Genomic DNA, 18,867 nt, shown 5'->3' on the forward strand with positions numbered 1-18,867 from the left:
GATTTACTGGGCTTTTAAGACAGAGTCGATGGCAGAGGCACTCTTATGGGTCAGCGTACTGATCAAATTGATACCTAGGCTATAATTGCCCATCCGATTCTGTAATTTTAATAACTCACCAGGGTTTGTCATATCGCCATGATTTGCCTGATTAATAATCGCGGCTTTTTCCTGGCTGGCGGCTGCGCTGTAATGAGCAAACTGGCTTCTTACTCGATCTTCTACCGAGCCACCCGCCGTTATTGCAGGAATATTCTGTTCCACTACTGGTTGTACAGCAGGAGAAATATTGATAAACATTGACATAAACTATCCTTAATAATTGCGTAATATCATTTCCCAAGTAATTGGTGTTACAGAGGCGTTGGCTGTCACTCCAATTACTTGGGAATATGAGGTAATAATAAAATTACATATTACGAATAATCGACTGAGCGGTGTCTTTAATAGATTTCATAATACTGCTTTGCGCTTGACGTGCACTATTGTAGTGGCCACTAACTGAAGCAATTTTTGCCAGCACTTCAGGGTTATCAAGTTCTTGATTTGCCTTGGAAAGTAAGCCATCAAGCTCGTCTGCCAATTTTTTAACTTGAGGGTTCATTTTTGCGCCAACTCGATATTGCATCCCCCATTGTGATACTGGTGAAGCAGCATTTGTCTCTAGTTTGTTAACTTCCCAATTACCTACTGAATCAAGTCCAATATTACTCATAATAAAATCCTCGTTATTTAGTGTTAGTTTTAAAATGTCACTGGATTAAAGTACCAGTGGTTATTATCCAGTAGAACATAGCCGTTCGGATTATTAACGAGCGACTTTCCTGCCAGATGATTCGTACTCAAAGATATAGAGAACTGTATATGACGCACTCCATATCTCTTTGTGAAATGTTTGGAAAAATCAATTGCCGATAGCGCCTGCTTATCGTTAAGGCTGGCATTAATGATAAAAACAGAGGTTCCGCTTTTATTATTTACCCGCCAAGGCACATTGCTTTCCGTCAAACCTTGTTCTGCTTTGTGCATCAATTCGGTTGCGGTGTAACTCTCTAACTGATTTTTTACCGGACATCCGAGAAAACCTGTCAGTGTCTGCTTAATCAACTTATTATCTGGTGCGGGATAATCGCCCTTCAACCAGCGAATCACCGGCTGACAAGGGAGGGTTAAATCCACTTTCAACAGGCCCGGTAATTTCTTGCCCAGCTCAGTTTCTATCTCTTCTTCCAACTCGGTGATTTTTTTCAATACCACCGGTTCTTGATAACGTTCCCGTAGTAAACGTTGGGTACTCCAATCTAAATCACGCTGTGTTCTTACCAGCACCAGGCTCTGACCATTGCCAGTGGTGGTAACTGTCAACGGTGAGCTACTTCCATGCAGCAACGTTTCTAACGTTTTGACCTGGCGTGCTTCACTGTTGTAGTTAATCAACTTCCAACCAATGACAGTAGCAAGTACGGCAAGCATAATTCCGGCCACATAAACCGGATTAAGGTTACGCTCAGTAGATGGGCTAGTACGGGCATCACTGACTGCGTTTTCCACATCGGCTGTTTGCAGGTTAAGAGCCGAACTCTCTTCACTATTCCACGGGGTGTTCAGCATTTTGATCACCACCGGAAATTGCTCGGCCAGCATCACTTCCTGAAATATCACCGGTTGCTTAATATCAGGGCAATCACCGCTCAGAGTGATATACCACTGCCCTATGTTCTCTGCTTCAGACGTTGAAGTTGCGTCATCGTCACAAGCAAGGGTTAATTCGTAATTGCCATGCTCACCAGGTAAATAATAGGTAGTGAAACCATCGCTATCTGTTTCTGTTGCATAACTTTGCTCAGGGCCAATAACTATCCGGTGGTTACCTGCTTTGAGCATTAATTCATTACCGCTTAGAGGCCCACTGGCAATCCTCATTATCAAGACGCGGTTGTCTGTGTCCCTCATAATATTTTCTCGTTGAACCAAATTGGCGCTAAGTAAAACCGAGTGCGAATTTTTTGTCAGCGGAATTGACCTGACTATTTCTGACTGAAGGGATTCCTAAGAGGAGTAATGGCTATTCCGAGTGATTCCGTTTAATAAATCGACATCATCGTTCATTGTGTTGCAACTCAAATAACGAGCTGGAGACGAAGAACGATGACAGCAATAAATAATGACATTAAGCCGGTAACACCAGTGGCCCATTGTTTATCCCTGGAGGATAGCCTGGTGTTGGCTGTACCTGATGAACAGGCGCTGGCGTTGACGTTTCGCTCTGTGTATTCGGGTAACAGCGTCTTAATTACTCAACCTTCACTGTTTATTTGCAATAACCCCGACGAAATTGAGCGAGATAAAACTCACTGGTTTTTGCACAGCATCACGTTAGCCAGTTTCACCGAGATCCTCGCAACGATTGATTCTGCATTGGGTAAATCATTTTTGGATTCTGGGGGGAAATCATCTGTAGCGGCGCAACCGTGGTCAGAAGTGATTTCCATCGATATGACTAATTGTACGACCCCAATGTCAGTAAATAACACCGTGATTGATTTAATAATGCGCAACCAAATGGAATTCAATACTTGGTGCGATCTATTAAGGAAATATGAAGCCTACGGAATGATGTGCTTTTTATTATCGTCTTCGGAACAAAAAGATAATGTCAGTATTAATTATTTAAGCCAGCGCTATGGCGTCTCTGCGGCCTACTTCAGGCAATTATATCGAGAGAGCTTTAAGGCGACGGCTAAGAAAAAAATGATGAGCGTGCGTATGGCATCAGCCGTATTACAGCTTATAGAAAGTGAAGGTTCAATCCTGGATGTGGGCCTCGATGCCGGATATTGCTCGGCCTCGCATTTTACTAATGATCTCAAAAAAGAGTTGGGGTTAACACCCTCAGAAATAAGACGTTTGGAGTCTATTTTATATGAAAGTTAAATACAAAGGAGTGATCTATTTTTCACTCTTGTTGTTGGCGGGCAATATGAGTCATGTCAACGCTGAGGTAATTACCGCATTGCCCGTTGGGCAGGAAAAAGTGAATGACTCCTTTGTCGCGAATAATGTCATGGTCGGCAAGCTGTTTGATGCTGTCGCTGAGCGGCTGGAGAAGCCGATTATTCTCAGTAAGTTGGCGGCACAAAAGCGCGTGACTGGGAACTTTAATCTGGCGAATGCTGATGAGATGTTTAAATCACTGTCCCGACGTATGGCACTGGTGTGGTATGACGATGGTGCCGGGATCTATGTTTATGACAATAGCGAAATGCGCAGTGTCATTGTTCACACTCAGGCTGCTGGCAGTGGGCAGGTGCTTAACTATATTCAGCAAACTGGGATTTACGATAAACGTTTCCCGGTGCGCACCCAGGGTGATAACCGTTTACTGTTTGTCTCAGGGCCACCGTTGTATGTGGAGTTGATCAGTGCCGCTGCTGCATATCTGGATGAACGCGTTAAGCAGGAAGATTTGGCCAGTGGCGGTGAAGTGGCAGTTATTCCGTTAAAACACTCATCGGTCACCGATCGTACTTATAGCCAACGTGGACAAAGCATCACCATTCCAGGGATGTTAACCGCACTTAATGCACTGTTTAAAGATAACAATGGTACGGCAGAAAGTACTCTGACGATACAACCGAAAGAGGGCGAACCAAAGGTAGAGGCCGGTTTTCCGGTGCCGCCATCACTTGATGGTGGGAATAGTGCTGTCAAGCTCGCCGCTGCTACTAAAACCAGCAGCCCGTTTTCGCTGGTAGCCTATCCCGACAGCAATAGTCTGGTAGTAAAGGGTAGTGCAGAACAGATTCGTTATGTTCGTCAGTTAGTTCATACCCTGGATAATAGTCGTAGCCAGGTGGAATTATCACTGTGGATTATCGATGTAACGCAAAGCAAAGTGGACGATCTGGGGGTGCGCTGGGAAGCGGGGAATATCGGAGTGGCCGGCGGTTCAGTCACTTTTAACCGCAGTACGTTGAGCGACAGTAAAACGTTTTTGGCACAAATTGATGCTATCAGTAAAACCGGTAACGCCCGTATCGTTTCTCGTCCGGTCATCCTGACGCAAGAGAATGTTCCGGCGCTATTTGATAACAACACCAGCTTTTATGCCCGGGTGGAAGGGGATCGGGTAGCGACACTGGAGCAAGTGACCTATGGCACCATGATCAGTGTATTGCCGCGCCTTTCTGGGGGGAGCGGTGTCGAAATGGAAGTCAATATTGAAGATGGTGGGTTGAATCGTGACAACTCGGGCAAGGTTGCCGATATCGCCGGGTTGCCGGAAGTTAACCGCACCAATATCAATACAGTGGCCCGTATTGGCCGCGATAAAAGCCTGCTGATTGGTGGATATACCCGTGATCAGGTTGAAGAAGGTGAAACACGTATTCCGCTGTTAAGCGATATTCCACTGCTGGGTAATCTGTTTAAGTACCGTTCGCATAACCAGCAAAAAATGATCCGTATCTTTTTGATTCAGCCACGTTTACTGGATGAAAACGAAGCCTGGGATGGCCGACAGTTCTCTGATAGTGAGCGTTTGACCCAACATGATAGCAAGTTGCGCGGCACTGTTGAGTTTCTGAAAAAGTATGCGAGTCAGCCGTGGCAATAGGGCCAGTTGGCGGTAACGCACGCTTTTTAGTGGGCCAGCGTGACAAAAGTAGTTCTGCGGCCCAGGCCAGTGATGATGCTGATGAAGCAGGGCGTGGACAGGGAGTCATTGATAACAGTAGTGAATATGCCTCGATGTCCATGTTGGCGGCCAGCCATGTTCGCCGCCGCGGCCCGACAACCGACAACAAGGAAGAGTGGACACGTTTTTCGGAACGTATTTTGGATGGGCAGGCGGATGAAAAAATCCTGCGAGTTGAAACTGCGCTTAATAGCAAGTTTATGACGCCGCAGCAGTTACGTGCTTTTTTACTGCAATTCTTTACTGATACCAGTGATTTGTTGATGGCGTTAGCCGCATTGATTCAGCGCAGCCGGTTAAAACGTAAGCAGCTTGAGCAACTGGAAGCATTGCGTGAGCAGTTAGAGGCAGAAGACCTCGATCGCAGTGCCCAGGCTGGCATCAATATCGCTCTGGTAGCTAAAGCCTTTGCGCAAAAAATGCAGCAGTCGGCAGGTAACTTGAGAATGTTATATCGCGAGTTTCTCAGTTATGACGGCCCAGCGATTTATCTCTATGAGCAATGGGTAGATGAAATGACGGCTCAGGAGCGTGAAAGTATCATCTGTTATCTGGCTCGAGCCTTGGCCTGTGATTTACAAGTATTGCCATTGGGGAACATTAATGTCAGCGAATTTGGTGCTCTATTTAATCGAATTAGCCGATTAAGAGAGATGCAGTCTTTGGACGGCATATTCCGCCAACGTTTTGCACATACGGGTTTTGCTTTTATTAGTCTGAGCGGCGAGAAAATGCTCAGTAAATTATTTACCAGTGCCATTCGTGGCCAAGATAATTTTAATGAAAACTTAATTGCTTTTTATTCGACGCAACTCAGCGCCTTAAGCACGGATATGCGCGCGTGTTTTTTGCAAATTTTGATTATTGCCTTTTCTATATTGCCGGTAGGTATTTTCCCCTCGTTGGAAGATCGTGAGCATCTTATTGACGGATTGAGAGAATATATGAGCCATCTTATGGAGCAAGAGCTTGTTATGGCTCGACGGGTATTACATGACGAAGAAGAGAATATTCCATGAATAAAATTAGCGAATTATTATTAAATATTCGCAATCGTCCTGAATTATTGGTGTTAGTCATCATGGTGATGGTCATTGCCATGTTAATTATACCGTTACCGACGATTTTGGTAGACCTGTTAATTGGCCTGAACATTATGATTTCGGTGCTGATTTTTATGGGATCTTTTTATATTACCCGTGCACTGGATTTTCGGTCTTTCCCCTCAATTTTGTTGATTACGACCTTATTCCGCTTGGCGTTATCCATCAGTACCAGCCGTCTTATTTTGCTGGAAGCGGATGCTGGAGACATTATTGCCACTTTTGGCGAATTTGTTATTCAGGACAATTTGGTCGTCGGGATGGTGGTATTTGCTATCGTGACCATCGTGCAGTTTATTGTGATTACCAAAGGTTCTGAGCGTATCGCTGAAGTTGCAGCACGCTTTTCACTTGATGCGATGCCAGGTAAACAGATGAGCATAGATGCTGATCTGCGTGCCGGGGTGATTGATGAGGCAACAGTAAAAGAAAAACGCAGTGATATGGAAAATGAGAGTCAGCTGTACGGCTCTTTTGATGGCGCGATGAAATTCATTAAAGGCGATGCTATCGCTGGGATTATCATTATTTTTGTCAACCTGATTGGTGGTATTTCCGTCGGGATGGCGCAATTGGGCATGGATATGCCTACGGCACTGAACACTTTCACCCTGCTGACCATTGGCGATGGTTTGGTAGCGCAAATTCCAGCGCTGCTTATTTCCATCAGTGCGGGCTTTATTGTGACTCGCGTGGGCGGTAATGATAAAAACCTCGGTGAAAATATTGTCTCTGAGCTGTTTGCCAAAGATTTCACCATTTTAATCACCGCTATTATTGTCTTTAGTATCGGTTTTCTGCCCGGGTTTCCAACGTTCATTTTCCTGTTCTTATCCGGGTTAATGGTGGCGCTACTGTGGTATCGCAAGTTACAGAAGCGCAAAGAGAAAAAACGTCTCTCCGGTGATGAACAAAGTGATGCTGAAGTCAGTTCTGAAGTGGCTGAAGGTGAGACTCGACGAGAAAGTCAGATTTCAGAAGATGAATATGTACCAGAAACGCTGCCAATTATTATTTCGGTAAGCCAGATACATAAGTCATTGCTGGAGGAACATAGTTTCCTGTCACGTATCAAGAAAGATATTTTCGTGCGCTATGGTTACCGTATCCCTGATATTGCAATTAACTATTCACCGATAGTGCCAAGCGACAAAATCATTGTGCTGATTAATGAAATCCGTGCCGGTGATTATAATATTTGCTTTGGTGGTTTGCGTCTTCTGACGGTTAACGACGAACTGGAATATTTGGGTCTGGATTTAACTCACTTTAGCGATGAGCATGGTGCTGTTAGTACTTGGGTTGCCAGTAAACATGCGGATGAGATTAAACAACTAGGTTTAATGGTACGTGATGATATTAGTGAAATCATCGACTGTATCGGAACTTTATTACTACATCATATTAATGAGTTCTTTGGGATTCAGGAAACCAAAAACCTGCTAGACGATCTGGAAAAGAAATATCCAGAATTATTAAAAGAGTGCTATCGCCACGCGACAGTACAAAAGATTACCGAAGTATTTCAGCGTTTGCTGATGGAAAAGATTTCCATCCGTAATATGAAACTAATTTTGGAAACCCTGGTGCAGTGGGTGCCAAAAGAGAAAGACAGCATGATGTTGGTGGAATATGTACGTGGTGCAATGGCACGTTATATCTCATCCCGTTTTGCGACCGATGGACGTTTGAATGTTCTGATGATTAACGATCAGTTTGAAGACATGATTCGCCAAGGGATTCGTCAGGCTTCTGGCGGCGGCTTCCTAAGCCTTGCCCCGGAAAAAACCGATGACATTATTCAGGCTTTTGCCCAGGCAGTGGAAAACAGTTATCTCTCCATTAGAGATATGAATGTGCTGGTGCCAGTGGATATTCGTCGTTTTGTGAAAAAAATTCTTGAGAGTCGTTTTCCTGAACTGGAGGTGCTCTCATTTAATGAGATCTCCGAGACAGTGAAAGTGAATGTAATTAAAACCGTGTAAGGAGAACTACCATGAAATACCGTTTTGTTGAAGCATTGAATTCTTTTTTATCCACTGAAGGTCGTGAGGAGTTAATTAACTCACAGCTTGATTGTCATTCAACTATTCAGTTAGAGCTGAATGAGGCTCCACCTATTAATGTTGATCTGCTAACCGACGATATTATTTTGTGGAGCAATTTGTCTGAATGCCAAATGGGGCATCTTGAAGCATTGGGTCAAACATTGTTAAGCGAACTACTGGAATATACCCCGCGTAATTTCCAGGTTGGGCAGCCCGCATTGAGTTTTATGGATAACAGCCTGGTACTTTCCGCGGTGATGCGTGAAGAAGCAATGAATGATGCAGAGTTATTTGCTGACAGCCTAAATGAGTTTTATGAGCGCAGTCATCGATTAACCACCATGTTAGCTGGCTGATTTATGAATCTCTTTGATAGCTGTGCGCACCCATCGCGCATCCATGGTTGCTTGCTAGAGGCCCCGTTACATGGGGTCTTTATTGGTGAAATCTGTTTTATTGAACGTGATTTGCGTCAGCCGGAAGTGATCGCTAAAGCTCAGGTGGTAGGGTTTAGGGAAGGGCAAACTATTCTGAGTTTGATTGGGCGAGCACAGGGACTGACGCGTGAAGTAGTGATACGTCCCACCGGCCAGCCTTTTGTTTTTGAGATGGGCGAACATCTGGCGGGTAAAATTTACGACGCTGCCGGAGAAGAAGTGGGCGTGCTTAGCCATGCAGCGGCATCGTCAGAACCGCTATTCACCACGCAGTGTCGGGTTGATAGCCCGCCGGTCAGTGTCAATTTGCGTCGACCGGTTACCACGCCGTTGGTGACTGGGGTCAGGGCGATTGATGGCCTGCTCACCTGTGGCCAGGGGCAGCGGATGGGGATTTTTGCCGCAGCAGGTAGCGGTAAAACCTCCCTGATGAGCATGATTATGAACCATGCGGTGGCGGATATTTGTGTTATTGCGCTAATTGGTGAGCGAGGGCGCGAGGTGACCGAATTCATTCATGAATTGCAGGCCTCCCCGCGTGCCGCACAAACTATTCTGGTGTACGCCACCTCAGACAGCCCGGCGGTTGAGCGCTGCAATGCCGCTTTGCTGGCAACGGCGATGGCGGAATATTTTCGGGATCAGGGCAAAGATGTACTGCTGTTTGTCGATTCCATGACGCGTTATGCCCGTGCCTTGCGCGATGTGGCATTGGCGGCGGGGGAACTTCCCGCCCGGCGCGGTTATCCGGCATCAGTTTTCGAGCAGTTGCCACTGTTATTGGAACGTCCCGGCGCATTGCAGCATGGTTCTATTACCGCTTTTTATACCGTGCTATTGGAGAGCGAAGAAGAATCCGACCCGATTGGTGATGAAATTCGCTCGATAATCGACGGCCACATCTACCTTAGTGCAAAACTCGCCGGGCGTGGTCACTACCCGGCGATTGATATTCTGCACAGCATCAGCCGTGTGTTTTCCAAAGTCACCACTGCACAGCATCGTCAGGACGCGGCGAAAACCCGCGATATGCTTGGGCGATTGGCACAAATTCAACTCTATCTCGATCTCGGTGAGTATCAGCGCGGTGAAAATATCGACAACGATCATGCACTGGATAATAGAGAGGTTATTGAAGGCTTCTTGCAACAAGCGATGGAAGAGCCTGGTGAGTTTTCCGCCACACTCAATCAACTCAGTGAGTTGGCAGACTAATGGTAAGAAATCTGCTGAGCCTAACGGAACGGCGGCTGGAACGAGTCAAACAACAGCAGCAGTTGTTGCGGCGCTCGTTACAGGAGCTGCTGCAACAGCAGCATGATATCCGCACACGGATACAGGTTATGGAAGCTCAAAGTAGCCTGTATGACCAATCTGCTGAGTTGACCCGCGAAGCCTTTTTTGAACGCCAACGCCATAAGGCTGCTTTATTGGCGGAAATTGCTCGTCAGTTATATGACCTGGAGAATATCCAGTCGGAACAGATAGCACTCGAAAAGAGGCAACGGCAGATGCAGCGCCAGTTACGGGAAATCGACACTCGGTGTGAGAAATTCCGAACTTATCTAAAGCGCGAAAGTAGCAGAAGACGTTTAAATAGAGAACTTCAACAGCAATACGAAATTGAGGAGCTATCCACATATGGTGGCAATAAAACAGGTAACTCATAGCGCTTCTACTGATATTCGAACAGATGAACCTGCCGCCGTATCTCGGCCAGAAAAATTGCGCAGCGATAATGGGCAGGTAGTGAAATCAGTGCAACAGGACGTGCAAAAGAAAATGGCGGAGTTGCTGGCTCGGGCAAAGCAGCGCAAAAAACAGGCCGAGGAGCAGTTATCACCCTCAGTTTCTGCTCCGATGATGATGGTAAACAGCATGCCCATGCCATTAAGTAAACAGATGGCGTTGCCGAATATCGCACAACAGACTGGGCGGGTATCGGCACAGAAACCGGATGCTTCACAGAAACTAAATGCTTCAGTGCAGGGACATGAGTCAGCAGAGCAACCGCTGGCTAGGGTAGAAACGCGTGCCAAGCCGGTTGTGGACAAACTGAGTGGCGTCGTGACGGCAGACGTATTGACCAAACTGGCAGAAACATTGACTCAGCCGAATGTCATCCCGAAGAGTCACGCTGAACAGCCGCAGCCTCGTTTGGTTGCTACTACCAGAGATAACCCGGAGAAACCGACAATATCCGTCGCCTCCTCTGGCGCTATCAGGACGGAACATAAAGAAGAGAAGTCTTACACCTCGGTTTCTCAGGATATGCCAAACATGTCTCGTTCAGCAGTTGAACAGCCGATGGTGGTTTTGTCTGAGCCTGAGGGTGAATCAACACCTTCTTTGCCGTTAGCGGAAAAAAAGGAAAGTACGTTAAGCAGTGATCGATCACCGGTGTTTGCCAACCAACAAATGGCCGCACAGCCATTGGCGACACAGGCACCTATGGTCACTCAACCTGAAGAGGTTAAAACCACCGCTCAGACAGTGATGGCCGCAATGCCGGAACGTGCAGAAAGTGAGCCAACAACCGGGCGTCGTACCTTGAGTTACACCTTTACTCAGTGGAAAGACAGCCCAACGGTGAAGTTTGAAGTGTCTACTGCTGGTGAATTGACTGCCATGACTGACAGTGTGGAAGTTCAGCAGGCGTTACAGAACAACCATCATTTATTGGAATCGGAGAATCCGCTGTATTTCCGCGATGAACAGCAAGATGAACAACGTCGTGGTCAGCAACAGTCAGAGCAGGAGGATGAAAAATAATTATGCTCAATATCCGTCGACTCAGTACGCGCCACATTCAGGTTACGCGCTGGCAGCAGCGCTATCAACCGGATCGAAACGCTATCACGCCACAGGCTGATGAACGTTATTTCCGACTGGAACTGAGCAGTGTCACTGAAAAAATTTCGGCGCTGGTGTCGGTCGACAATTGGTGTCGCTTTCGTTGGCCAGAACTGAAAAGTTGTGCCTGGCAGGGGCTGGATAACCAAAGCCTGACCGGAATTTTTACTCAAGAAAACAGTGGGCGTACTTTTTTTTCCGCTGAATTCCGTGTGGAAAATCTTGAGATTGTTGATGGTGAAGAAGTCAACCAGCCTTGGCTAACCGTGGCAGAACCAGTGTTGGGGACGGTGCTGCTAGCCTCACCTTTCAGCCGGCTTGAGAGCCAGCCCGCAGGGCAGCAATTATGGAAAAGTGTGACTCAGCAAGTTGACTGGGTGTTGGGATACAGCCACATCAGCGCCGGATTATTGCAATCATTAGCGTTGCGCGATGTGCTCTGTATTCAGCAATTGCAATTGTGCTTAAACGTAGCGGGCCGCCCGGTGGCCCGCTTTCAGAAACAGCAAGAGGGCGAGTTCGTGATAGAAGAAAATATTGATAATGAGCAGGAAGCGCAAGAGATGGCGCCCACATTGGAAGAGGTGCTGCCAGAGAGCTTACCTGGCCGCTTTGATGCTGCCAAACTGACTGTGAAATTAACCTTTGTCCTGGGCCACAGTGAAATTCCGTTTGAAGAATTGGCGCATATTCAGCCTGGTGCTGTGTACTCGTTGGGTGCAGATAAAGACCGGGAAGTGAAAGTCTACGCCAATAAACAATTGGTGGCAGAAGGCGAACTTATTTATATCGATGATGGTGAAGAACTGGGTCTGGAGGTCACAAAGTTGGCGAACCAGGGCAACCTGGGGTCATAAGTTATGCCAACGATACCGGGGGATATCCCCTTACTGGCGATTATCGCATTTTCGACGTTACTGCCTTTTGTTATCGCGGCGGGAACTTGTTACCTGAAAATATCAATTGTGCTGATCATGGTACGTAATGCCATGGGGGTGCAACAGGTGCCTTCCAGTCTGACGCTTAACGGGATTGCACTATTGTTGTCACTGTTTGTGATGATGCCGGTGATTCAGGATGTAAATCAATATATGCGCACCGAAAAGGTGGATTTCAGCAATGTTGATTCGGTGGATAACTTTGTCGAAGGGGGGCTTGGCAGTTACAAGTCCTATCTGAAGAAATATTCTGACCCGGAATTGCTCAACTTCTTTGAGTCGTTGCAACAAGGTCGTAGTGAAGAGGAAGCCAGTGCTGAGGCAGATTCGCGCGAACCCACGCTGTTTTCTCTACTGCCTGCTTATGCATTAAGTGAAATCAAGTCGGCGTTTGAGATTGGCTTTTACATCTATCTGCCCTTTGTGGTGATAGACCTGATTATCTCCAGCATTCTGCTCGCATTGGGGATGATGATGATGAGCCCGGTCACTATTTCTGTTCCGGTAAAACTGATCTTGTTCGTGGCAATCGACGGTTGGACGCTGATTTCCAAAGGACTGATTATGCAATACATGGAGCTGGCACAGCATTAGCCAGGTAACAAAATTATGGAACAAATTATTTACGCCAGTAATAAAGCCATGTTGCTTATTGTCATACTGTCGGCGATCCCAGTGATGGTAGCTACGGCAGTTGGCCTGTTGGTTGGTCTGATTCAGACCGTGACCCAGCTGCAAGAGCAGACATTGCCTTTTGGTATCAAACTGCTCGCGGTGTTTGGCTCGCTTTTTATGATCTCAGGTTGGTTGTCGGACAAAATAATGAACTACGCCACTGAAATGTTAGCTATCGCATTGTCACCAGCGGGAGTGGGGTGATGAATCAGGATATGCTGGCTTTTTATGTGTCGCTCTATTCTGCATTTCAGATGGGGCTAATGAAGCTGGCGTTAGCTTGGGTACGGATTGCACCGTTATTCTTTTTTCTGCCGTTTCTCAGCAGTAAATTGCTTAACAGCGGCATGATTAAAAACTGTGTTGCCATCTTTCTGGCTCTGGGGATGTGGCCTTTTTTCTCGGCGCGTGAACTTAACTGGGAAGAAATCAATCTCGGTGAAGTCATTCTATATGAACTGGCGATCGGCCTGGTGCTGGCGTTTATTTTGAGCCTACCGTTTCTTATTGCGAATATTATCGGTGAATTGATCGATAACCAGCGCGGGGCAACCATCAGCGATACCATCGATCCTGCCAATGGTGTGGAATCGTCAGAGATGTCGGTGTTGGTCAGCCATATTGTGGTGATGATTTTTCTGGCGCAGGGGGGAATGTATCAATTGGCGCAGACCCTTGCCGAGAGTTACCGGTTGTTACCGTTTGCTGGTGGATTCACTCATTTTGACAGCCTGCCGTTGGGGCGTTGGCTTAATCAGTTAGTGGTGCAGGGCATTATATTGGCTGCTCCTATTCTGGTGACGTTGTTTATTACTGAGGTAGCGTTGGGGCTATATTCCCGTTTTTGCCCGCAGCTCAATGCCTTTTCATTATCATTAACGATTAAATCTGCGGTTGCATTTATGGTCTTCCTGCTCTATTTCCAGAATGAGGTGCCGTCCATGCTGGCTAATATGATCTCCCTGAGTCCGTTGCGCGACATATTTGGTGTGGCGCAGTAATAAGAGCGGAGATTTCTCATGGCTGAAAAAACAGAAAAGCCCACAGACAAAAAGATTCGTGACTCGGCGAAGAAAGGGCAAAGTTTTAAAAGTAAGGATATGGTTGCAGCAGTAGTCTTGGTTGCCGGGGCTTTTGCGGTGTCAGGTTTTTCCAGTTTGATGGGCCTCGGCAGTTTAATGCAAAGGATTTTGCTCTCACCCACTGCGATGGGGGTCGAGGCCTTACTGGATAAGTTGTATAGCTTGTTTTTAATGGCAGTTGTCCCGGTATTGTTGGCCTGCTTTTTACCCGGAGCCATTATTTCGTTATTACAGAGCCGTTTTCGTTTAGCAACTGAAGCGATAAAAATTGATTTTTCTCACTTAAATCCGATTTCTGGATTTAAAAAAATATTTTCACTGCGTTCATTAAAAGAACTGGTGAAAGCGTTTCTGTATTTATTAGTATTTGGTGCTTCTGCTGCGTTGTTCTTTATTTTCTGGCGACAAGAGATATTTATGCTCTACCGCACGACAATTAATGGAATGATCGGTCAGTGGGGGAGTTTGTGTATTACGTTTATTATCGTGTTTTTGGCAGTGGCATTGATAATTTTGTTAATTGATACTTTGACTGAGTTTTTCCTGTTTATGAAAGATTTGAAAATGGAAAAGCAGGAGGTAAAAAAAGAACACAAAGATAATGATGGTGATCCCCATATTAAAAGTGCTCGTAGAGGGTTGCATCAGGAGTTATTGTCAGAAGAAGTTAAAGCGGATGTTCGTGACTCAAACTTTATTATGGCAAACCCAACGCATATTGCGATGGCAATTTATTACAATACTGAAATAGCCCCGCTACCATATATTATGATGAAAACTCAAGGCCTCCAGGCAAAAGCCATTATTGCCTATGCCGAAAGCCAAGGGGTGCCGGTAATTAGGGATATTCCTTTAGCGCGGCAAATATGGCGCAATTATCGTAAAAACAGCTTTATTGATGAGCAAGGGTTGGATGATGTGATGTCCATCATTCACTGGTTGATACGCATTGAGCTGGAAAATATGGGCATTGATGTCGATGCTGCACTGGCGCAACTGGAGGCCAATATTGCTACCAATCAGGCTGCCCAGGAAGAGACTAACGATAGCCAGCAAAATTAACTTGAATCGTTTTTTATAAGAACTAACCGTTCTAACTATTTATGATGCAAACATCAGCACTGCATCATAACTCTCATATTATTAATTAGGAAAAAGTATATGAACCAGAAACATGATGCAGAACAAAATCAGACTGAAGATATGGATGTTGTTTTTGATGAGCTTTGCCAGGCATTAATGGATGGCGCCAGTTATAAAGATATTCATGGTATTCCACAAAGTACAATGGATGGACTTTATGCTTACGCCTATGAGTTTTATCAACAAGGTAAATTAAGTGAGGCCGAAACGTTTTTCCGTTTCCTCAGTATTTATGATTTTTATAATACTGATTATGTTATGGGGCTGGCGGCAGTTTATCAGCTAACAAAACGTTATGAAAAAGCGGCAGAACTCTATTCACTGGCTTTTGTTTTGGCAAAAGATGATTACCGCCCATTATTTCATGCCGGACAGTGTAATTTAATGCTGAAAAAAAGTAGTGCTGCGTTGCATTGTTTTGAAAGTACCTTTAATAAAAGTAATGATTCGGAGTTACAACAAAAATCCTCCGTATATTTAACCGCATTAAAGAAAAATCTGACAGAAAATGAACCAGCAGAAGAATAACTCTGATTCAATAAGGTAAAAGTATTATATGGCAAATATAACGCAGAGTGGCAGTGAACGAATCAATAATATTCGCACCTTTACGCAAGGTGTGAATATTAACCAGATACGTGATGATAGTACCAAAAACCTTCTGGGTCTGGAGGATGCTTGCCGGGAATTGGTTTCAACGGAGCAAGAACGACGTTCAGCCAAAGAGGGGGCACCACGACTGGCAGCACCCAGGATGACTCTTGCACAGGCCAATGCTCAGACGGAAACCCAACAACACTCACAAGAAGCCGCTGGTGCCAGTGCAGGTTCGGGGGCTAACTCTCCGAAAAACCGCGCCAGCTTTAATGCCGCGGCATCGTTGATAGGGTCAATAGCGACACTGCGTCAGTTATTAAATGATGGCAACATGGACGAATTACGCAGCCGCCTGAAAATGATTAACTCAGAATCCTCTGCTCTGCAGGCACAAGGAGAACAGCTGTTATCAGCATTTGAAGACAGTACCAATGAGTTAAAAATCGCCGATGGTAAGGTTAAGGACTGTGAACAGAGCTGGCTACAAAGCAAAGGGGCGGTAGCTGAGCTGACGAAAGAGCAACAAGGGCTACAGACAAAATCCAGTAGTAATCAACAGAAATTAGCTGCAACTCAGCTGAAACTGGAGCAGGCGACATCGGAACTGAAAGCACTCCCCACGCCGCCGCAAACCCAAGCACAGCAGGCGCAACATCAGCTACTGACCGATAAGGTTACCGAGCTAAACATTAGGCTAAATGCCTTACAGGTAAATCAACAGAAGTTGTCCAATAGCATCACAGTATTGGAGAGCAAACTTGATGTCGCTGTACTCAGCAGTACGCAGCTTCAAGGGGTTTATGAGCAGGCCCTGAATGAGTCTGTCGCTGTTTCGCAAAAAGCAAATAATCATCGCATCGAAATTAATAACTTTATTGATGATGCTACTCGTCCGCCGCAGATAGACGGTGAGCGTTGGGAGAATGCGCTATCGGTGCTGACACTACTGACTGCGCAGTTGAAGAAGGCGATGAACGACGACTCGATTAAAAGTATGCGCAAGCAGCAGGAAGTGATGGATACCATCAGTGAAGCCTCGCGTAAAGACTCAGCGAAAAAAGCTAAAGAAGCGGAAGCGGCTCAGGCTAAAGCTGATGAGGCGAGTAAAGCGTCTTCCTGCACCAGTAAAATCTTTGGTTACATCATGTTGGCAGTATCGGTTGTGGCAACCATCGCTTCCTTGGGAACTGCCGGGCCGCTGACGTTGGCTATTGCGGCAATTGGTATCGCCATGACAGTGGCCGATATCATTCTGGAGGAGACTGGCAACGGTAGTTTGATGCAGATGTTGGCGGCAGAAATCTCAACCGGTATCACCAATATGCTAGTTGCCTGCGGAGTACCGGAAGAAAAAGCCAAAGAGATCGGCAGCATTGTGGGCATGGTATTAGCGGCCGTTGCTTTCCTCGCGATTTCTCTCATTTCGTTGTCATCATTTGCCAAAAATATCGGTCAGACGGCAGTGAATTTTGCCAAAAACGCCAGTAAGCAGGTGGCTAACCTGATGAAAAGCGCAGTGAAAGCGCTACCGCGTGATTTCATCAGTACCGCTGGCAAATTGGGCAGCAAGGCCACTAACCTCAGCAAGCCATTGGCGAAGATTGCCGATAAAGCTGACGACGTGAGTAGAGTTACCAATGTGACCGCGCGTAAAGTCGAAATGGGCCTTAATGGTGCCAACATGGCTCTTGGCGTGACCAAGACTGCAGTCAGCGGTGGGCTGAATTTATATTCCAGCAGCATGACCCGCGATATGAAAGAGATGCTGGCGGGCATGATGCTGAATAACGCCATTATCCAGGCACTGGATGATTTATTGAAAGCGTTGATTAAGAGCATGTCGCAAGGCTATGACCAAATTAATGAGATGTTCGAAGGCATGCTCACGGCATTGAATGAATCCGGCAAAGCCAAAGCCAACATGATGGCAAGCAGCAGCTTTGTTTAATCTTAGGAGAAACTATTTATGACAACTATCCAACAAACCCAAAATCATTTTAGCATCAATACTAACCCCAACCTGGCTCTGCTGCCAGCGTCCGTTGATGCCGAGCAACATAGCGCCAGCAAGCTGGGACTGCACGATGTTAAGTCAATAACCTCCGATGTTGCTAATACCGCCGGAAAACCACAATTGATGGTGCCGCAGGTGGCGATGAATCATGATCAGATGCTGACACAACTTGATGGGCTTGATGCGCCTGACAAGATCATAAGCCTGGATGATTTGCCGATTACCTCTTTACCCGTGGCAGCAAAATTCCAACAAGCACTGACGACGGTATTACAACGGGAGGAGGCTAAACTCGAAAAGAGTTCGAGTAACCGTGCCCTGTTTGATGCACTGGCGACGGACGATGTGGAACAACGCAATTTGGCATCGGCCGCTCAGATGATGCTGGGTGGCGCTTTGCTGAAAGAAGCCAATAGCGTCGGGATAACTCTGGAGGAAGGGAACAATAAAATTGAATCTCCGGATGCGACCAAACAGCGTGAATTTGTCGGTATTCAGACTAATAGCATGATGAGTTTCTTGCTCAACCTACTGCGCGAGGTTATGGCTGAACTCAATACCTCTGAGCGCCAAATTAATAGCATGTTTGCTTCTTTAAGTGCTGATATGACACTGAAAGCAGCGGATTCCACTATCCGCGAAGGGAAACAAATCTACCATAGTGCTGTTATCGGCTTTGCCACATCTATGGCGATTACCGCGGTAGGAACAGGTCTGCAGGCGGGCGGTTTATTTAAGCAGAGTCAGGCAGTTAAGAACCATTTGAAACCCGCTAATCAGCACGGTGCTGATGCCAAGAAACTCTCACTAGAGATACATCAAATGGGGGCGCCAGCTAAGAATGTTATCAACCGTACTGGCCCGGATGGGCAAACACTGAAACAGGTCGCGACACCAACTAAAGCTGAACAGGCACAATTTAAGCAGCAACAGCAACAGCGAGTGAATGAAGCACAGAACAATGCCGATCTGCATAATCAGAAATACGAACAGCAAACCAATAAATATCGCACTATGGGCAGTGTAACTGAGCAAATGACACGTATGTCCGATAACGCCGGTCAGTTGGTCAACGCTTCTAATATGGTGGAAGTCAAACAGGCTGAAGCGGATAAAATGATCCAAAACTCTGTGGCAGAGGTGGCGCGCGGTATTGCCAGTGATAAAGAGAGACAGATTGATAAGAGTACCGAGAACGTGAAAGAGATACGTCAGCATATCAGTGCGATGCGCGACGGCACCCTCCAAGCTGGCCTGGCCCTGGTTCGCGCTTAAATAGGG

19 protein-coding genes are annotated in these 18,867 nt (G+C 46.2%); 16 read left to right on the forward strand and 3 right to left on the reverse strand.

Going from position 1 to position 18,867, the window contains the following annotated elements:
- Window positions 1-3: 3 nt before the first annotated feature.
- From sctI to FTB31_RS10760, 3 genes are all read right to left on the reverse strand, one after another.
- Complete coding sequence (gene sctI / locus FTB31_RS10750; RefSeq protein WP_227719349.1) at window positions 4-306, reverse strand: type III secretion system inner rod subunit SctI; 303 nt, start codon at window positions 304-306, stop codon at window positions 4-6.
- Between the two features lie 103 nt (window positions 307-409).
- Complete coding sequence (locus FTB31_RS10755) at window positions 410-715, reverse strand: EscF/YscF/HrpA family type III secretion system needle major subunit (protein WP_077175125.1); 306 nt, start codon at window positions 713-715, stop codon at window positions 410-412.
- Window positions 716-744: 29 nt separating this feature from the next.
- On the reverse strand, window positions 745-1,953 hold the full coding sequence (locus tag FTB31_RS10760) for a PrgH/EprH family type III secretion apparatus protein (protein WP_227731364.1): 1,209 nt from the start codon (window positions 1,951-1,953) through the stop codon (window positions 745-747).
- A 195-nt stretch (window positions 1,954-2,148) separates the two neighbouring features.
- Here FTB31_RS10760 and FTB31_RS10765 point away from each other — a divergent pair, with 195 nt between their 5' ends.
- From FTB31_RS10765 to FTB31_RS10840, 16 genes are all read left to right on the forward strand, one after another.
- Window positions 2,149-2,934 carry a helix-turn-helix domain-containing protein gene (locus FTB31_RS10765; RefSeq protein ID WP_139343729.1) on the forward strand — a complete coding sequence of 262 codons (786 nt, stop codon included), beginning with the start codon at window positions 2,149-2,151 and terminating at the stop codon, window positions 2,932-2,934.
- Complete coding sequence (sctC, locus tag FTB31_RS10770) at window positions 2,924-4,615, forward strand: type III secretion system outer membrane ring subunit SctC (RefSeq protein WP_077175123.1); 1,692 nt, start codon at window positions 2,924-2,926, stop codon at window positions 4,613-4,615. Before FTB31_RS10765 ends, sctC begins: the two co-directional genes overlap by 11 nt.
- Window positions 4,606-5,715 (forward strand): type III secretion system gatekeeper subunit SctW, encoded by a 1,110-nt coding sequence (sctW, locus tag FTB31_RS10775; RefSeq protein ID WP_077175122.1) that lies wholly within the window; start codon window positions 4,606-4,608, stop codon window positions 5,713-5,715. The genes sctC and sctW overlap by 10 nt, the downstream gene beginning before the upstream one ends.
- The gene (locus FTB31_RS10780) at window positions 5,712-7,784 is read left to right on the forward strand and encodes an EscV/YscV/HrcV family type III secretion system export apparatus protein (protein ID WP_077175121.1); all 2,073 of its coding nucleotides are present in this window, start codon (window positions 5,712-5,714) and stop codon (window positions 7,782-7,784) included. Before sctW ends, FTB31_RS10780 begins: the two co-directional genes overlap by 4 nt.
- An 11-nt stretch (window positions 7,785-7,795) precedes the next feature.
- Window positions 7,796-8,203 (forward strand): InvB/SpaK family type III secretion system chaperone, encoded by a 408-nt coding sequence (locus tag FTB31_RS10785; RefSeq protein WP_077175120.1) that lies wholly within the window; start codon window positions 7,796-7,798, stop codon window positions 8,201-8,203.
- 3 nt (window positions 8,204-8,206) lie between these two features.
- Window positions 8,207-9,499, forward strand: a complete 1,293-nt coding sequence (gene sctN, locus FTB31_RS10790) for a type III secretion system ATPase SctN (protein WP_077175119.1) — start codon at window positions 8,207-8,209, stop codon at window positions 9,497-9,499.
- Entirely contained in the window at window positions 9,499-9,954 is a 456-nt protein-coding gene (locus FTB31_RS10795; protein WP_227728992.1) for a hypothetical protein, read from the forward strand. The genes sctN and FTB31_RS10795 overlap by 1 nt, the downstream gene beginning before the upstream one ends.
- The gene (locus FTB31_RS10800) at window positions 9,926-11,056 is read left to right on the forward strand and encodes a SpaN/EivJ family type III secretion system needle length determinant (protein WP_227731365.1); all 1,131 of its coding nucleotides are present in this window, start codon (window positions 9,926-9,928) and stop codon (window positions 11,054-11,056) included. The genes FTB31_RS10795 and FTB31_RS10800 overlap by 29 nt, the downstream gene beginning before the upstream one ends.
- A 2-nt stretch (window positions 11,057-11,058) precedes the next feature.
- Window positions 11,059-11,994, forward strand: a complete 936-nt coding sequence (locus FTB31_RS10805; protein WP_227723079.1) for a FliM/FliN family flagellar motor switch protein — start codon at window positions 11,059-11,061, stop codon at window positions 11,992-11,994.
- A 12-nt stretch (window positions 11,995-12,006) separates the two neighbouring features.
- Window positions 12,007-12,669 carry an EscR/YscR/HrcR family type III secretion system export apparatus protein gene (locus tag FTB31_RS10810; protein ID WP_175628099.1) on the forward strand — a complete coding sequence of 221 codons (663 nt, stop codon included), beginning with the start codon at window positions 12,007-12,009 and terminating at the stop codon, window positions 12,667-12,669.
- A 15-nt stretch (window positions 12,670-12,684) separates the two neighbouring features.
- On the forward strand, window positions 12,685-12,954 hold the full coding sequence (gene sctS / locus FTB31_RS10815) for a type III secretion system export apparatus subunit SctS (RefSeq protein ID WP_077175114.1): 270 nt from the start codon (window positions 12,685-12,687) through the stop codon (window positions 12,952-12,954).
- The gene (sctT, locus tag FTB31_RS10820) at window positions 12,954-13,751 is read left to right on the forward strand and encodes a type III secretion system export apparatus subunit SctT (protein WP_077175113.1); all 798 of its coding nucleotides are present in this window, start codon (window positions 12,954-12,956) and stop codon (window positions 13,749-13,751) included. Before sctS ends, sctT begins: the two co-directional genes overlap by 1 nt.
- Window positions 13,752-13,769: 18 nt before the next feature.
- Window positions 13,770-14,894: an EscU/YscU/HrcU family type III secretion system export apparatus switch protein gene (locus FTB31_RS10825; RefSeq protein ID WP_227731366.1), complete on the forward strand. Its 1,125-nt coding sequence runs from the start codon at window positions 13,770-13,772 to the stop codon at window positions 14,892-14,894.
- Between the two features lie 99 nt (window positions 14,895-14,993).
- Window positions 14,994-15,503: a type III secretion system translocator chaperone SicA gene (gene sicA / locus FTB31_RS10830; RefSeq protein ID WP_077175111.1), complete on the forward strand. Its 510-nt coding sequence runs from the start codon at window positions 14,994-14,996 to the stop codon at window positions 15,501-15,503.
- 28 nt (window positions 15,504-15,531) lie between these two features.
- On the forward strand, window positions 15,532-17,520 hold the full coding sequence (gene sctE, locus FTB31_RS10835; protein WP_227723083.1) for a type III secretion system translocon subunit SctE: 1,989 nt from the start codon (window positions 15,532-15,534) through the stop codon (window positions 17,518-17,520).
- 18 nt (window positions 17,521-17,538) lie between these two features.
- The gene (locus FTB31_RS10840; RefSeq protein ID WP_227731367.1) at window positions 17,539-18,861 is read left to right on the forward strand and encodes an IpaC/SipC family type III secretion system effector; all 1,323 of its coding nucleotides are present in this window, start codon (window positions 17,539-17,541) and stop codon (window positions 18,859-18,861) included.
- Window positions 18,862-18,867 lie beyond the last annotated feature (6 nt).

Origin of the sequence: Yersinia proxima, from assembly GCF_902170785.1 — a bacterium.
Taxonomy (GTDB): domain Bacteria; phylum Pseudomonadota; class Gammaproteobacteria; order Enterobacterales; family Enterobacteriaceae; genus Yersinia; species Yersinia proxima.

Bases quoted from the DNA above. Each gene is read 5' to 3' on its own strand.
- sctN (WP_077175119.1), top strand. From the start codon at position 8,207: ATGAATCTCTTTGATAGCTGTGCGCACCCATCGCGCATCCATGGTTGC.
- FTB31_RS10800 (WP_227731365.1), top strand. From the start codon at position 9,926: ATGGTGGCAATAAAACAGGTAACTCATAGCGCTTCTACTGATATTCGA.
- FTB31_RS10780 (WP_077175121.1), top strand. From the start codon at position 5,712: ATGAATAAAATTAGCGAATTATTATTAAATATTCGCAATCGTCCTGAA.
- FTB31_RS10760 (WP_227731364.1), bottom strand. From the start codon at position 1,953: ATGAGGGACACAGACAACCGCGTCTTGATAATGAGGATTGCCAGTGGG.
- FTB31_RS10805 (WP_227723079.1), top strand. From the start codon at position 11,059: ATGCTCAATATCCGTCGACTCAGTACGCGCCACATTCAGGTTACGCGC.
- FTB31_RS10785 (WP_077175120.1), top strand. From the start codon at position 7,796: ATGAAATACCGTTTTGTTGAAGCATTGAATTCTTTTTTATCCACTGAA.
- sctS (WP_077175114.1), top strand. From the start codon at position 12,685: ATGGAACAAATTATTTACGCCAGTAATAAAGCCATGTTGCTTATTGTC.
- sctE (WP_227723083.1), top strand. From the start codon at position 15,532: ATGGCAAATATAACGCAGAGTGGCAGTGAACGAATCAATAATATTCGC.
- FTB31_RS10840 (WP_227731367.1), top strand. From the start codon at position 17,539: ATGACAACTATCCAACAAACCCAAAATCATTTTAGCATCAATACTAAC.
- FTB31_RS10795 (WP_227728992.1), top strand. From the start codon at position 9,499: ATGGTAAGAAATCTGCTGAGCCTAACGGAACGGCGGCTGGAACGAGTC.
- sctC (WP_077175123.1), top strand. From the start codon at position 2,924: ATGAAAGTTAAATACAAAGGAGTGATCTATTTTTCACTCTTGTTGTTG.
- FTB31_RS10825 (WP_227731366.1), top strand. From the start codon at position 13,770: ATGGCTGAAAAAACAGAAAAGCCCACAGACAAAAAGATTCGTGACTCG.
- FTB31_RS10755 (WP_077175125.1), bottom strand. From the start codon at position 715: ATGAGTAATATTGGACTTGATTCAGTAGGTAATTGGGAAGTTAACAAA.
- sctI (WP_227719349.1), bottom strand. From the start codon at position 306: ATGTCAATGTTTATCAATATTTCTCCTGCTGTACAACCAGTAGTGGAA.
- sctT (WP_077175113.1), top strand. From the start codon at position 12,954: ATGAATCAGGATATGCTGGCTTTTTATGTGTCGCTCTATTCTGCATTT.
- FTB31_RS10765 (WP_139343729.1), top strand. From the start codon at position 2,149: ATGACAGCAATAAATAATGACATTAAGCCGGTAACACCAGTGGCCCAT.
- sicA (WP_077175111.1), top strand. From the start codon at position 14,994: ATGAACCAGAAACATGATGCAGAACAAAATCAGACTGAAGATATGGAT.